Annotated in this window: 10 protein-coding genes; 5 read left to right on the forward strand and 5 right to left on the reverse strand. The window is 61.6% G+C overall.

Going from position 1 to position 14,545, the window contains the following annotated elements; all coding sequences use genetic code 11:
• Nucleotides 1–233: 233 nt before the first annotated feature.
• Nucleotides 234–1,655: a phosphomannomutase gene (locus NKH03_RS22705; protein WP_352722644.1), complete on the forward strand. Its 1,422-nt coding sequence runs from the start codon at nt 234–236 to the stop codon at nt 1,653–1,655.
• Nucleotides 1,656–1,824: 169 nt separating this feature from the next.
• Here the strand turns inward: NKH03_RS22705 and NKH03_RS22710 are convergent, their stop codons facing one another.
• The 4 genes from NKH03_RS22710 to pdxR form a co-directional block, all read right to left on the reverse strand.
• Entirely contained in the window at nt 1,825–4,221 is a 2,397-nt protein-coding gene (locus NKH03_RS22710) for a transketolase (RefSeq protein ID WP_352722643.1), read from the reverse strand.
• 51 nt (nt 4,222–4,272) lie between these two features.
• The gene (locus NKH03_RS22715; RefSeq protein ID WP_352722642.1) at nt 4,273–5,223 is read right to left on the reverse strand and encodes a PDR/VanB family oxidoreductase; all 951 of its coding nucleotides are present in this window, start codon (nt 5,221–5,223) and stop codon (nt 4,273–4,275) included.
• A 6-nt stretch (nt 5,224–5,229) separates the two neighbouring features.
• Nucleotides 5,230–5,721 carry an MOSC domain-containing protein gene (locus NKH03_RS22720; RefSeq protein WP_023758446.1) on the reverse strand — a complete coding sequence of 164 codons (492 nt, stop codon included), beginning with the start codon at nt 5,719–5,721 and terminating at the stop codon, nt 5,230–5,232.
• A 159-nt stretch (nt 5,722–5,880) separates the two neighbouring features.
• Nucleotides 5,881–7,386: a MocR-like pyridoxine biosynthesis transcription factor PdxR gene (gene pdxR / locus NKH03_RS22725; protein ID WP_352722680.1), complete on the reverse strand. Its 1,506-nt coding sequence runs from the start codon at nt 7,384–7,386 to the stop codon at nt 5,881–5,883.
• Between the two features lie 74 nt (nt 7,387–7,460).
• On the opposite strand from pdxR, the gene NKH03_RS22730 reads away from it, so the two are divergent.
• Nucleotides 7,461–8,693, forward strand: coding sequence for a trans-sulfuration enzyme family protein (locus tag NKH03_RS22730; protein ID WP_023697828.1), 1,233 nt, complete (start codon nt 7,461–7,463; stop codon nt 8,691–8,693).
• 52 nt (nt 8,694–8,745) lie between these two features.
• Nucleotides 8,746–9,648, forward strand: coding sequence for a dihydrodipicolinate synthase family protein (locus NKH03_RS22735; RefSeq protein ID WP_023685525.1), 903 nt, complete (start codon nt 8,746–8,748; stop codon nt 9,646–9,648).
• Nucleotides 9,649–10,047: 399 nt separating this feature from the next.
• On the opposite strand, the gene NKH03_RS22740 is transcribed toward NKH03_RS22735, so the two are convergent.
• Complete coding sequence (locus NKH03_RS22740) at nt 10,048–10,428, reverse strand: ATP-dependent DNA ligase (protein WP_352602282.1); 381 nt, start codon at nt 10,426–10,428, stop codon at nt 10,048–10,050.
• Nucleotides 10,429–10,821: 393 nt separating this feature from the next.
• Here NKH03_RS22740 and NKH03_RS22745 point away from each other — a divergent pair, with 393 nt between their 5' ends.
• Nucleotides 10,822–11,280 carry a (2Fe-2S)-binding protein gene (locus NKH03_RS22745; RefSeq protein ID WP_352602281.1) on the forward strand — a complete coding sequence of 153 codons (459 nt, stop codon included), beginning with the start codon at nt 10,822–10,824 and terminating at the stop codon, nt 11,278–11,280.
• A 3-nt stretch (nt 11,281–11,283) separates the two neighbouring features.
• Entirely contained in the window at nt 11,284–13,494 is a 2,211-nt protein-coding gene (locus NKH03_RS22750) for a xanthine dehydrogenase family protein molybdopterin-binding subunit (protein WP_352722641.1), read from the forward strand.
• Nucleotides 13,495–14,545: the final 1,051 nt, after the last annotated feature.

A 14,545-nucleotide genomic window follows, 5' to 3' on the forward strand; every position in this document is an offset into this window, starting at 1 on the left:
GGAGGCCCTGCCGGACCTCAGCGCCATCCGCCCGAATCGTCGCCGTGAATGTCACGGTGCGCTGCCCTTGCTGACGCCGACCGCATCAATCCTCACAAAAGCGTAGCCGTCGAGAACCGAACCCGTCAATGGTAACGAGATGTACTTCTGTTTTTATCGCAGGCATTTGTCGGTAGGCATTCCGAACAGGCCAAGGTTTGAGTAAAAACACGGTCAGCAACGTCGGACTAGGTATGAATTTCGGAACAAGTGGATTACGGGGCCTAGCGACAGAATTGGCAGGAGCCGCCTCTGCCCTATATGCAACGGCATTCGCGACATTCCTGTTGGAATCCGGCCTGGCCAGAATTGGCGACGAGATACTCATAGGGCGCGACTTTCGCGCCTCGAGTCCGGCCATCGCCGCCGTCTGTGCGGCGGCGCTGTCCGCGCTCGGCTTCATCGTGGTCGATTGCGGCGCAGTCCCCACCCCTGCCCTGGCACTGTATGCTCAGGCGCGTAAGAGTGGTTGTTTGATGATCACAGGCTCGCACATTCCGGCCGACCGTAATGGAATAAAATTCTATCGACCCGACGGTGAGATCGACAAAGGTGATGAGCGGGAGATAACGCGCATCGCCTTGCAGTTGGAGAAGCGCGGATACGTCCTTGAAGGTGCTGTTGCACGTCGGCAGCACCGGGAGGCCGAATGCAAGGCCTTGTTCATGGCGCGCAATCGAAAGCTTATGGAGATTAATGCTCTAAAGGGCTTAACGGTGGGCGTATATCAGCACAGCACAGTCGCGCGCGATCTCTTGGTTGACATTCTCTCATATCACTGTGCGACGGTCGTAACCCTGGGACGTTCGGAAGTTTTCATTCCTGTCGACACTGAAGCGGTCTCTGACGAGACTGCTCAACAGTTCAAGCTCTGGGCCAAAGAGCATCGGCTTGATGCGGTCGTCTCGGCAGATGGCGATGGTGACCGCCCACTGGTAGCTGACGACCACGGAGACCCCCTTCGCGGTGATTTGTTAGGCCTGATTACGGCGAACTTCCTGCAAGCGAAGGCAGTCGTCACGCCGGTCACATCAAACTCTGGTATCGAGACCGCAGGTTCTTTTAAAGTCGTGCGTACCAAGGTTGGATCGCCATTTGTTATTGCTGCCATGCTCGATTTGGTTGCGTCGGGTCACGAGCGCGTGGTTGGTTTCGAAGCAAACGGTGGTTTGTTGACCGGCACGGACTTTGACCCGAACGGAACTAAACTGCCAGCGCTACCTACACGCGACAGTTTTCTCCCCATCCTGGCGGCACTTTCCCTTGTTAATACAAGTGGGCAGCCACTGTCGGAGATTGGCAGTTCCTTTCAATTGCCGGCGGCGGCGGCGGATCGCTTGGAAAATTTTTCCGTCGAAAGCAGCACTCGCCTCATGACATACCTTCGTACAGCGGAAACTAACATCGCCGCCTTCGTCGGGTCGATTGGAGTGGTAAGCAAGGTTAGCGATGTTGACGGACTTCGTATCACTCTCGCGGATAAGCGTGTCTTGCATTTGCGACCATCCGGAAATGCCCCGGAAATGCGGTGCTACGTCGAAGCCGAAAATCGGGAGGACGCGGAGCTTTTGCTCCAGACTGGATTGAATCGAATTCGTAATTGGACGCAAGGCTAAATAAAAGCCGCCTCCCTGCGTATTCCAGGTGACCCTCGGGGTCGCACAAGCTACTCAAGCGCGATCAGAACGTCCACAGTGTCCCGGCCCCTGTCCGCTTTGAAGCGAACCGGAACGCCCGTGGAAACAGCCGATCCGTACCAGCCACGGAGCATCCGGTAGCTCATGGTCAAGGCAGCGCCTTCCGGTAGCGAACAGCCGGTCCCGCACTGACCGCCTGCGCCGCATGTACGATGGCGTTGGTGTCCAGGCCGTGGTGACGGTATAGGTCCGCAATAGTCCCCGTCTGGCCGAACTGCTCGACCCCGAGCGCCTTCACGCGATGCCCGTTAACCCCACCGAGCCACGCGAGCGTCGCCGGGTGGCCGTCGATCACGGTGACGATGCCGCAGTCACGCGATAGCGGCGCGAGCAGCCGCTCGATATGACTCAGGGCGCCGATCGCGCCACGCTGCCGGGCACGTTCCGCCGCCTGCCAGCCCGCATTAAGCCGGTCCGCGGAGGTGATCGCGAGCAGCCCGACATCGCGCCGGTCCTCCGCCAGAAGACCCGTCGCGGCAATCGCCTCCGGCGCGACGACGCCTTGATAAGCAATGACGACACTCGCGTTGGGCCCAGGCGGACGCAGCCAATAGGCGCCATTGACGATGTCCCGCGCGAGCGCCGGGTTCATGTCGCGCGGCGTCTGCTCGAGCGGCCGGGTTGACAGGCGAAGATAGACCGATCCTCCGGTCTGATCACGCAGCCACGTCGTCTCATCCGGATCCCCCTCGCCATTACGTTGCATGTAATCGAAGGCAAAGCGCATGATCACGGACAGTTCGTCGACGAAGGCCGGTTCGAAGGCGCAAAGCCCATCCTGCGCCATGCCGATCAATGGGGTGCCGATCGACTGGTGTGCTCCGCCCTCGGGCGCTAGCGTCACGCCCGAGGGCGTTGCGACCAGCATGAAGCGCGCATCCTGATAGCAGGCGTAGTTTAGCTGGTCGGCCGATCGGTAGATGAAGGGATCATAGACTGTCCCGATCGGCAGCAGGCGCACGCCATTGATCGAGTGCGAGAGACCGAGCGCCCCGAGCATGATCATCAGGTTCGACTCGGCGATCCCGAGCTCGAGGTGCTGCCCCTTCGGCCCAAATTCCCAGGTAAAGGTCGACGGAATGCGTTCGGCCTTGAAGGTGTCCGCCATGGTCTCCCGGGCGAAAAGGCCGCGCCGGTTGACCCAGCCACCGAGATTGGTCGAGACCGTCACATCGGGCGAGGTGGTGACAATGCGGTCGGCAAGCAGACTGCGCTCGCGTGCGATGTCGTTCAGGATCTGGCCGAACCCCATCTGGGTCGAGAGCGGCTTGCCGGGCTGCCCCGGTGACGGAAGGGTTTCAGGCACCGGCACCGACGGCGCAGACAGCCTCCTATGCCCCTCACTGAAGAACGGCGCCTTTGCGAAGAAGGCGTCAAGTTCCGCTTCCGGCAAGGTGGCGGCCGCCCATTTGTCCCACTCCTCACCCCGCTTTACGCCCATTTGCAGGCGGTAGTCTTCCATCTGCGTGGGCGTCATCTGCCCCGCGTGGTTGTCCTTGTGTCCGGCAAGCGGCAGACCGTAGCCCTTGATGGTGTAACAGATGAAGCAGACGGGACGGTCATGCCTGGACGCCGCCTCGAAGGCTTCGAGGAGGCTCGGCATGTCATGCCCGCCAAGGTTCGTCATCAACGCCTGCAACTCGTCGTCGGAGCGGCGTTCGATCAGAGTGGTGACCGGCCCTTGGTCTCCGATCTCGTCGAGCAGCCGCTTGCGCCAGGCAGCACCCCCTTGGAAGGTCAGCGCCGAATAGAGCTGGTTCGGACAGCGCTCTATCCACTCGAGCAGCTTCTCGCCCCCCGGCTCGGCAAAGGCAGCCTCTTGCAGAGCCCCGTGGCGCAGGACCATCACGTCCCAGCCGAAGTTGCGAAAAATCTGCTCGAAACGCTGCCAGAGGCCCTCCCGGATCACGGCGTCGAGCGACTGGCGATTGTAGTCGACCACCCACCAGCAGTTCCTGAGCCCGTGCTTCCAGCCTTCGATCAGGGCCTCGTAGATGTTGCCCTCATCCATCTCGGCGTCGCCGATCAGGCTGACCATTCGGCCCTCGGCACGCTCCTTCATCCAGCCGTGACCCGAGACGTAGTCCTGCACCAGCGACGAGAACAGCGTCTGAGCAACGCCGAGACCCACCGACCCGGTCGAGAAGTCGACATCGTCGACATCCTTCGTCCGCGAAGGGTAGCTCTGCGCGCCCTTGTAGCCGCGGAAGTTCATGAGCTTTTCGTGGGTCTGGTTGCCCGCCAGATACTGAAGTGCATGGAAGATCGGCGCCGCATGGGGTTTGACCGCCACCCGATCCTGCGGGCGCAGGACCGAACCGTAGAGCGCGGTCATGATGGTACTCAGCGACGCGGACGAGGCCTGATGCCCCCCGACCTTGATCTCATCGCCCTCGCGGACGTGGTTGGCGTGGTGGATCGTCCAGGCTGCGAGCCAGGAGACGCAGCGCTCGATCTCGTGCAGATATTCCAGTTTCCTCGTCATTCAGTTTCCCGCAAATCAGCTGCCGGTCTCACAGGACCCCCGCCCAAATGGTCAAAGATCGAGTTTCAACACACCTGTCGCGCGCGACACGCAGGGGATGAAGCGGTGGCCGCGTGCCTCCTTGGACAGGACGGCATCCTGATGGATCGGCTGTCCCGCCAGCATTGCGCATTCGCAGGTCCCGCACACCCCGTTCTCACACGAGGCCATCAACGGCACACCGGCCGCACGCAAGGCGGCCAGTGCCGTGGTCTCAGCCGAAACCTCAACCACCCTGCCCTCAGCCAGTTCTATGACGAATGGTTCCGGTGGCGCGCCATCAAACTCGGGAGGCTGGAAAGTTTCGAAATGAACAGTACCCTTGGGCCAGTGTTGAGCCGCGCGCCCCACAACCGCCATGAAGCCAGGCGGTCCGCAGTAGTATGTCTGCGCGTCGTCCGAACGGTTCGCCAGCAGCGCGGCGATGTTCTGCCGGGTCTGAGGCTCGTCGTCGAAATGGATCCGCACATTGCCGCCAGGAAGATCGCTCCCGATCGCCGCCAAGAGTGGCGTGAGCGCCCGGCTGCGGGTGAAATAGTGCAACTCGAAGGGCTTGGCCTGCCGGGTGAGCGCGCGCGCCATGGCCAGAATCGGGGTGATCCCGATTCCCCCTGCCAGCAGCAAAGTCGGCCCCTCGCCTGGCTTGAGCGCAAAATGGTTGCGTGGCGCGGAGACAGGCAGTGTGGAGCCGACGGCAATGGTTTCGTGGATCCACGCCGAGCCGCCACGGCCGTCATTCTCGCGCTTCACCGCGATGGTGTAGCGGCCAAGCTCGGTCGGGTCGCCGCAAAGTGAATACTGACGCACCTTCCCTTCAGGCAGATGGACGTCGACGTGAGAACCCGCTTCGAACGCCGGCAGCACAGGTTTGCGTGGGTGTTTCAGGTCGATGACCAGCACGTCGCCCGGCTCCTTGCGGGCGGCGGTCACGGTCAGCTTCATGATGATGCGCGGCGAGGCCATGGCGTTTCACTCGTCGATGGGCAAGATCAGATCACCGGGGCGGATCACGCCCCCGACCTCGATTGTGCAGTTCAGGCCGGAGCGGTTCAGAAGCCCCTCGTAGAGACCCGGAAGCCCGAGCAACTCCTCGATATACTTGCACGGCACATTCATCCGGGCGGCCCTGAGAATCGTTTCCCCGACCCGGAAGCGTTTGCCGACAAGATGGCTAAGCGGAACGCCTCGTGTCGTCAGATTGCGCCGGTGATCTTCGGGTGCGAGCTTGGCCTTGAAGCCCGGAATTCTGGGTTCGCCCTGCGCGATGGCGTCCAAGACTTCAGCTTCGATCAGCGTCACTTCGCGAACGTCAGGACGCGCGGAATAGGTCCCCGTCCCCAGGTAGTAGCGGTCTCCGACAATGCCTTGGCCGGCAATAAGCTGCGCCTGCGCCAGCTCCTCCATTTCATAGGAGGCGGCAGGCGCGATATGGACGTGAAGCAGCTTTCCTCGCCAGGTCATCATCGCTCTCGGAAATTCGTCTCGTGGAAACCTGCTGCATAACTGGCCTGATCAACAGCGCCAGTTGCATGGCATTTTCCCGGTCCAGTTGGCTGTTTGGAAAGAAATACGGGGGGCCCTCGGACCGTTTTCAGCGCCAGCTTTCGGCGTCGCCCCGTCTCAGTTGTTCCGCGCCGGCATCGCGTCTTGCACCTGCTTGACAACCTCTCGCAGGACCTCAACGCCCTTCCCGATCTGCCGAATGCTCAAGGCGGCATAGCCCATGACAAGTCCGACGCGATCGGTGCGGCCTTCGTCCGATGGCCGTTCGTAGAGCGGCGAGATCAAGTGTAGCCCCAGGCCAGCGTCGCGGGCGGATTCGACCAAGGCCGTTTCCCGCGATCGTGGCAGGTCATTGAACCAAACGGCGACGTGCAGTCCCGCATCAGCTCCCTGGACAGTGATGCGATCCCCGAAGCTGTGCTGCAAGGCACCCAACAACGTTTCCCGACGCTCGCCGTTCAGCCTGCGCACACGGCGCACATGGCTTTCGTAGCCGCCGCTCTCGATCAACGATGCCAGCGCTTCCTGTTCAGCGACCGGCGAATGCCGGTCTGCGAATTGTTTGGCGGTTGCGAAGACCTCCTGCAATTCGGGCGGGAGGACGAGGTAGCCGATGCGCAGCATCGGCGAGAGCGTTTTGGAGATCGTGCCGAGATAGATGACAGCCCCGTGGTCCTCGAGACTGTGCAGCGGAGGGACCGGATTGATGTCGTAGCGATATTCGCTGTCGTAGTCGTCCTCGATCACATAGGCGTTGTTGTGCTGCGCCCATTCCAGAAGCTGATGGCGGCGCGCGATCGGCATGACGCCGCCCAGCGGAAACTGATGCGACGGCGTCACATAAGCCAGTCGTGCTCCGATCCCCGCCAGCAACTCGGTCCTCATCCCGTCTTCGTCGACGATGACCGGGATGGGTGAAGCACCCGTACTGGCAAAGACCTGACGCGCCATCCTGTAGCACGGATCCTCGATGATGAAGCGGTCGGCGGGATCGAGAAGCAGGCGCGCGCACAGATCAAGGCCCTGCTGCGAACCGCTGACGATGATGATCTGGTCGAGGTCGCAGCTCAGGGTCCGGGCGCGCCAGAGATATCCCTGAAGCGCCTGGCGGAGCCGGCGCGAGCCGCGAGGATCGTCATAGGCAAGACGCAGCGGGCGCTGCCCCATCGCCTCGTTCATCGCGCGTTTCCAGACCAATGAAGGGAAATCCGACGGCGCCAGGTCGCCATAGCGGAACTCGACCTTCAGCCCAGTCGGCAGATAATCTGGCCAGGGTGACGTCGCGCGCAGCCGCTCGCCATATGCGGACAGGTGGATCGGGCCGACCCGTTGCGCGTGAGTGCGCCCCGTCCCATGGCCCATCAACGAAGACGCAACGCGAGGTCGTGCGCCTTGACGGACTTCGATGAAACCCTCCGCAGCCAGTTGCTCATAGGCGACCGTCACCGTGGTTCGCGAAACGCCGAGGTCATTTGCCAGGGCCCGGGAGGATGGCAACTGACTGCCGGTTTCGTAGACGCCGCCGAGGATTTGCTCGCGAAGGGCTTCGTATATCTGGCGTGCACCCATCGCGTGCGAGCGCGCTGCAGACCCGGCACTTGAAGACTGGACCATCTCTTTCATCGCCAACTGGATATTTCACATTGGCCAGGTTGCCGTCAATCTTTCGGAACCCCAAGAGAGATCGCAGAGGCCGAATGACCAGCTCCCATCAATCCGAAACCGATGCTCCCACGGGGTCGCTCAACCGCACCAGCCCCGGATTTGCCACCCGGGCGATCCATCATGGCTACGATCCGGCCGGCTTTTCCAATGCCGTCCAGCCGCCAGTGTTCCTGACGTCAACCTATGGGTTCGAAAGCGTGGCAGCAAACGATGCCGCCGCCGCCCTTGGTGGAAGGCTCTATGCGCGCGAATACAATCCCACGACCGAGATCCTCGAGCAGCGGCTCGCGAATCTGGAAGGAGCCGAGGCGGGGCTGGTTGTTGCCTCGGGGATGGCGGCCTTCGGCACTCTGATCCTGTCGCTCCTGTCCCAGGGCGATGAACTCATCGTCCACAAGACGCTTTATGCGAACACGCTTGCCATGGTCGAACAGGCGGTCCCCCGCTTCGGCATCAAGGTCGTCGCGGTCGATCTGTCAAATCCCCACAATCTCGATGCTGCGATCACCGAGCGGACGCGGCTGGTTTTCTTCGAGACGCCGGTGAATCCGCTGAGCCGCATCCTCGACATAGCGGCAATTGCCGAGCGCGCTCACGCGCGCGGTGTAAGGGTTGCAGTCGACAGCACCTTCGCCTCGCCCGCGCTCCAGCGACCGCTTGAGCACGGGGCGGACATCGTGCTCCATTCGATGACCAAGTACATCAATGGTCATGGCGATGCCCTTGGCGGGGCGCTTCTCGGCGACGCCCAAACGCTCCGTACGCTGCATGAAACGGGCCTGCGCTACATCACCGGCGCAGCGCTCTCGCCCATGTCAGCTTTCCTAATCCTGCGCGGTCTCAAGACGCTGACGCTGCGTATGGAACGGCACAGCGCCACAGCCCTTGCGGTGGCTCGGGCGCTGGAAGCGCACCCGGCGGTGGCATTTGTGAGTTATCCGTTCCTCGACTCGCACCCTGATCAGGTGACGGCGCGAAAACAGATGTCCAACGGATCGGGCATGTTGGCCTTTGGCCTCCACGCTGGATACGAAGGAGCGCGCCGGATGATGGACCGGCTCAACCTGATCATTCGCGCCGTCAGCCTCGGCGATGCCGACAGCCTCATCTATCATCCAGCAAGCCTCACCCGTGCTCGGCAGCCGATCCGCAAGGATGCCCATTTGGCCGATGGAGTCGGCGAGGATCTCATGCGTCTCTCGGTGGGGCTTGAAGACGCTGATGACCTGATCGCCGATCTGCGGCGGGCTTTGGACGTCTTGTAATGACCTGGCGTGCGGCCACCTCTGCGCTCACACATAGATCTGGAGCCTTGCCATGGCATTCCTGAGCGGTCTTTCCGCGTTCCCCATCACCCCGACCAATCGTGACGGCCGCGTCGATAGCGTTGCCCTGCGCAGGCTGATTGCTCGGCTTGGCATTGCTCAGGTCGATTCCATCGGTCTTCTCGGCAGCACCGGCACATACATCTATCTGTCGCGCGAGCAACGGCGGCGGGCGCTCTCCGAGACCTTGGACCAAACGGCGGGGCAAATGCCGGTCGTGGTGGGTGTGGGCGCGCTGCGCACCGATGAAGCCGTGGGGCTCGCGCAAGACGCCAAGGCCCTTGGAGCAGCTGCGGGGTTGCTTGCCGCCGCCTCCTACACCCCGCTTACTGATGACGAGGTGTTCGATCATTTCTCCACTGTGGCGCGCGAAAGTGGCCTGCCGATCGTCGTCTACGACAATCCAGGAACGACGCATTTCCATTTCAGTCCACCCCTTGTCAGCCGCCTGGCAAAGGTGGCTGGGATTGTCGCCATCAAGAATCCGACAGACAAAAGCGATGCGATCAAGAACCACCTGACCGCCCAGAGGCGCACACTGCCGGAAGGGTTCTCGATTGGTTACAGCGGCGACTGGAACGCCGCCGAGGCCATGATCGCCGGCGCCGACACATGGTACAGCGTCCTCGCGGGCATCCTGCCCGAGGTCTGCATGACGATCGTCACAGCGGCGCAACAGGGCGATGCGGCCGAAGCGCGACGGATCAATGCCGCGCTGGTCCCGATCTGGAGCCTCTTCAAGGAGTTCTCGAGCCTTCGCGTCGTCTATGCACTCGCTGAATTGCTCGACGTTTGCAGTGCCGAACCCCCGCGTCCCATCCTGCCTCTGCCCCCAGCAGCGAAGCGCCAGATCGCCGCCGCGTTGAAAGGTTTGCCATCGGATGCCAGCCGGTGAACAGCAAACCCCGTTCGGCAAGTGAAAGGAAGTGCATGTATTTACCCGCTCATTTCGAGAACTGATCGAAAACAACGCAGTCGGCGTGCTGATAGCCATGGCTGGAGCGGTCTCGACGCCAATCACACCCCCTTCGAACTCGACAATCGACTGCGGAGGTACAGACTGCGCAGGGCACTCCGCCCATGCCGCACCGTTCGCCTTCAAACTAGGAATCGGTGGTTTATCCATTGGAATGGCATCGAGCCGGCGCTTTACTTCCGGCCCGGTGCGCGCATTGAAGCCGGTGCCAATGCCGCCGGCGAACACCAGATTTCCGTCCTCGACATTCGCCAGAGCACGCTTCCCGACCGCCGTAACTGTTGCCGGGTTCGCAGCCGATGACGATGAACTCATCACTCAGCACGCATTTTGTCTCACCCATTCTTGGCGCCGGCCGGATCGATATGGACTGACACGCAGCTTGGAGACGATGCCGTCGAGGCCGAACTGGCAGACTTGCGCGAGAATGTCGCTGCCGCCGCTGATCTCGTCGCTCAGAACGATGCCGTTTGGGCGGCGTCTCAGCAGGTTAACTAGCGCTTTGCGCCGATCGACGAGTGGCCGATCGCGAAGACCCTCGCCGTCGATCTTGAGCAGGTCGAAGCCGGCAAGCATGGTCCTGACGTCTCCTGCCGCGGCCAAGAGCCCGCTGAAGACTGGGAATGCGCGACAAGCCTTCTGGTCAACGACGAACGCCTCACCGTCTATTATCGCGTCCGAGGCGCCGAGCTCGGCCACCGCCCGGGACGATAGCCGGAAACCTGAGGGTCCAGTCGTGGAGGTTGCGGGTCGAGATAGGCCCCCATCGATAGTAGTCCCATTTCATTTCGTGTAGCCAATCAGGGCCCTGCCGGACGTGGCCGACCAGCGGTCGATGTTCGCGACGACCCGAATGTCCAGTCTCGTGTAACCCAGCCTAAAGCGGCCTGTCCGCCCCAAAAAATGACATTCAGTTGCCTCCAGCCTTTCGACACGACCCACTTCACGATCTCGTAACTCGCCAACCTAGCGGCTTGTTGCTTGAGCTGCGCGTTCCTAGGGTGTGGTCGCTAGGCCTCAGCAACAAGAGCTCGGTTGCCAGGCGGGCGGAGGCTCAACGAGATAGCCAGCTCAGGACAAGGAGAGCAAGCAATGGTCGCTTTTACCCTCAATGGCGAGGCGCGAACACTCGACGTCGATCCAGAGATGCCGCTGCTCTGGGCGGTCCGTGACGTCATCGGACTCACGGGAACGAAATTCGGTTGCGGGCTTGCCCAGTGCGGCGCTTGCACGGTTCACGTTAACGGCATGCCGACGCGCTCGTGCCAGACCGCAGTCGGCGACATCGAAGGAGCCTCGATCATCACCATTGAGGGTGTGTCGGGCAAGATAGGCGAAACGGTCCAGGCCGTGTGGGCCGAGTTCGACGTACCTCAATGCGGCTATTGCCAGTCTGGACAGATCATGTCGGCCGTGGCCCTCCTTACAGAAACGCCTAAGCCGACGGACGATGATATTGATTCGGCGATGAGCGGCAATCTCTGCCGCTGCGCCACCTATCATCGCATCCGCGCGGCCATCCACGAGACCGCCAACCGGCTGGAGACTTGAGGCATGTCGCAGTTTCTCTCGAAGCATAACTCCGTGCGGCCCACGCGCCGCCGGTTCCTCGTCGGCGCGGGCGTCACCACCGCTGGCCTCGCCGTGGGCTACCGGCTAGTGCTGGCGGCGTCCGACATCGCACAAACGACTACTGCAAAGGTTCAGGCGAACCCCTTCCAGACCTATGTCGAGATCACAAAGGAGAACCGAATCATCATCTACTCCTCGCAGTTCGAGATGGGACAAGGCTCCTATTTCGGCATCGCCACCCTGGTTATGGAAGAGCTCGACGGCGACTGGGCGCAGGTGGACGTGGTCGGCGGATATGGCAATACCGCGCTCTACGGCAATCTCGCCTGGGGCGGGGCCGCACAGGCAACTGGTGGCTCCACGTCGATGAGTTCGTCGTGGGAACGCTACCGCAAGGCGGGTGCTGCCGCACGGGCCTTGCTGGTGGCGGCCGCGGCGCAGCGGTGGGATGTGCCAGCCGGCGAGATCAAAGTCGCTTCCGGGGTCGTGTCGCACGCCTCAGGGATGCAGGCGCGCTACGGTGACCTGGCTGAAGCCGCAGCGGGAATGCCGGTTCCCGACGACGTGCCGCTAAAGCCGCGCGACAAGTGGGCCCAGATCGGATCGTACAGCCTCAAGCGCTACGATTCCGCCGGCAAGACCAACGGCGCGCAGACCTACACGATCGACCTCATGATGGAGGGACTCCAGACGGCCGTTATGATCCATCCGCCGAAGTTCGGCGCCGAGATCGAGAGCTTCGACGCAACCAAGGCCAAGGCACTCGACGGCATTGTCGATGTCGTCCAGACGCCGCGAGGCATTGCCGTGGTTGGCAGGGACACCTGGACGGCGCTCAAGGGCCGCGACCTCGTGGAGGTGACCTGGAACGAGGAGAAGGCCGAAGGGCGCGGCACGGCAGAGATCATGGCCGAATACAACAAGGCAGCAGACGATCTGGGCGCGGCCACCGCGCGCGACGACGGTAACACTCCCGCAGCGTTCGCCAGTGCTGAGAAAATCATCGAGGGGCACTACGAATTCCCCTATCTTGTCCATGCTTCGATCGAGCCACTCAACGCGGCCGCCCGAATCAACGAAGACGGCACCATCGACGTCTGGGGCGGACACCAGATGCCCGACCTCTATCAGGCGGCTGCCGCTCAGGTAGGCGGCACCACGCCGGACAAGGTGAGGCTGCACGTGATGAAGACCGGCGGCAGTTTCGGCCGCCGCGCGGTCTTGGATGCAGATGTCATTATCGAAGCTGTTTCCACAGCGCGTGCACTGGGACGCGGCAAGCCAGTGAAGGTGCAGTGGACCCGCGAGAATGACATGCGGGGTGGGCGGTACCGGCCGGCCTATGTGCACGCAGTCAAGGCGGGGCTCGACAAGAAAGGCAATGTCGTCGCTCTCCATGACCACATCGTGGGCCAATCGGTCTTGGGCGGTTCGACCTCTGCGGCGATGATCAAGAACGGCATCGATCCGACCTCCGTAGAGGGCGCCACCAACCTGCCCTATGCGATCCCGAACCTGAAGGTCGAGCTGACCACCACGGACGTGAACATCCCGGTGCTCTGGTGGCGTTCGGTAGGCTCCACCCACACCGCTTACGCGGTGGAAACCCTGATCGATGAGCTCGCCGCCGCTGCGAACCGTGATCCGGTCGACTTCCGCTTGTCAATGCTCGGTCACCATCCACGGCATGCCGCCGTGCTTAAAGTGGCTGCTGAGAAGGCAGGCTGGGACAAGCCTCTGCCGGAAGGCCGTTTCCGCGGCGTGGCCCTGCATGAAAGCCTCTCGACCTATGTCGCCGATGTGGTGGAGATCACCCTCAACGATGAAAATGGTTTCAAGGTCGACCGCGTCGTCTGCGCGGTAGATTGCGGCACCGCGATAAATCCTGACCAGATTCGCGCTCAGATGGAGGGCGGTATCGGCTTCGGGCTAGGCGCGATCCTCCAGGAGGAGCTGACCCTGAATGGCGGTGTCGTAGACCAAGAGAACTACGATACCTATACACCGCTCAGGATCGAGCAGATGCCGCGAGTCGAGGTGCACATTGTGCCGTCCGAGGAGCCGCCCACGGGAGTTGGTGAGCCAGGTGTGCCGCCGATCGGCCCGGCCGTCGCCAACGCGCTACGGGCGGCGACGGGCAAGACTATCCGCAAGCTGCCGATTATAAAGAACATGTCAGGAATGACACCATGAAACAGCCGCGATGAAGATCGCGCCGTTTTCGAACGCCTCCTGACAGGCGCTCATTTCCATGGGTCAAATTCCGGCGGCTGCCCGCTCCAATATCCGGTTTGGAGACGGCACCCCGTGTTCTGAACGACCACAGACGGGCCTTGGCGCCGGTTCCACTGAAGAACCGCTTTCGAGACGCAAATGCGTCCACTCCATTGAAGAGCACAACCGTATAGCACCAGGAATGCTAGCTACCTCCATCGCTTCGGAGACCCAGGAACCCTCAGAAAACCGAACCTCCCGAGCTCAGAGGCGCTCGTGATCACAATCGGGCTGGTGCGTGGATCATTGTTCAAGGGTTTGCCGATAGGCAGGCGAGATGGCCGATCGACATGATCTTCGCCCGATGCCCTACAAACACAATGCCAGCCGCTGTCACGGAGTCGCGAAGACGAAGGCAATGAGGGTCGACGCCGATACTCATCATTTAGTTGACAGAGCGCTTGGAATGCCATGCGCTTCACATCGGAGTAGCCATCCGGGAAGCCTGAAGCGCTTTGAAACGCATGTGCTGCGGCTACTATTCATAGCGTGGATGACTTTGATCAAAACAATCGATTTCATCACTCTTCCGGAATCGTGCATGGACAAAAAAAGAGCCTCACGCACCAATCACACGCTGCTCTATCGCGTGACGAAAGCTGCCTTAGGAATAATCCAAAGGAGAAAATCTTCGATGCGCCCTGACGTGCAGTGGAGGTCGTGCCGAGAAAGTGAGTTGCAACTGGCCGACAATGTCGGGCGGTGCGACCATGGTCGCTTCGTAGAATGAAATCGGGCCAGTTCACGGGGGCGGTACTGTTATTCGTCGACGGCCGCCCTTCCCAAGAACAGGCGGCATCGCAAGTTGGTTCTGCCGATGAAAACGACAGCGCCGGATACATGTCAGCAGCCGCTCAGGATTGGATGATCCAGCCAAGCTCTCGGCGTGATGGCACTGTAGGTGTCACAGTCGAAGCATCTCATTGATCGTTTATGAGGCTTTCTTCGATGCCGCTGATGCCTGACGGGC

The sequence above is a fragment of the Mesorhizobium sp. M1406 genome (genome assembly GCF_040317555.1).
Taxonomy (GTDB): Bacteria; Pseudomonadota; Alphaproteobacteria; order Rhizobiales; family Rhizobiaceae; genus Mesorhizobium.

Bases quoted from the DNA above. Each gene is read 5' to 3' on its own strand.
- pdxR (WP_352722680.1), bottom strand. From the start codon at position 7,386: ATGAAAGAGATGGTCCAGTCTTCAAGTGCCGGGTCTGCAGCGCGCTCG.
- NKH03_RS22705 (WP_352722644.1), top strand. From the start codon at position 234: ATGAATTTCGGAACAAGTGGATTACGGGGCCTAGCGACAGAATTGGCA.
- NKH03_RS22735 (WP_023685525.1), top strand. From the start codon at position 8,746: ATGGCATTCCTGAGCGGTCTTTCCGCGTTCCCCATCACCCCGACCAAT.
- NKH03_RS22715 (WP_352722642.1), bottom strand. From the start codon at position 5,223: ATGGCCTCGCCGCGCATCATCATGAAGCTGACCGTGACCGCCGCCCGC.
- NKH03_RS22710 (WP_352722643.1), bottom strand. From the start codon at position 4,221: ATGACGAGGAAACTGGAATATCTGCACGAGATCGAGCGCTGCGTCTCC.
- NKH03_RS22720 (WP_023758446.1), bottom strand. From the start codon at position 5,721: ATGACCTGGCGAGGAAAGCTGCTTCACGTCCATATCGCGCCTGCCGCC.
- NKH03_RS22730 (WP_023697828.1), top strand. From the start codon at position 7,461: ATGACCAGCTCCCATCAATCCGAAACCGATGCTCCCACGGGGTCGCTC.
- NKH03_RS22750 (WP_352722641.1), top strand. From the start codon at position 11,284: ATGTCGCAGTTTCTCTCGAAGCATAACTCCGTGCGGCCCACGCGCCGC.
- NKH03_RS22745 (WP_352602281.1), top strand. From the start codon at position 10,822: ATGGTCGCTTTTACCCTCAATGGCGAGGCGCGAACACTCGACGTCGAT.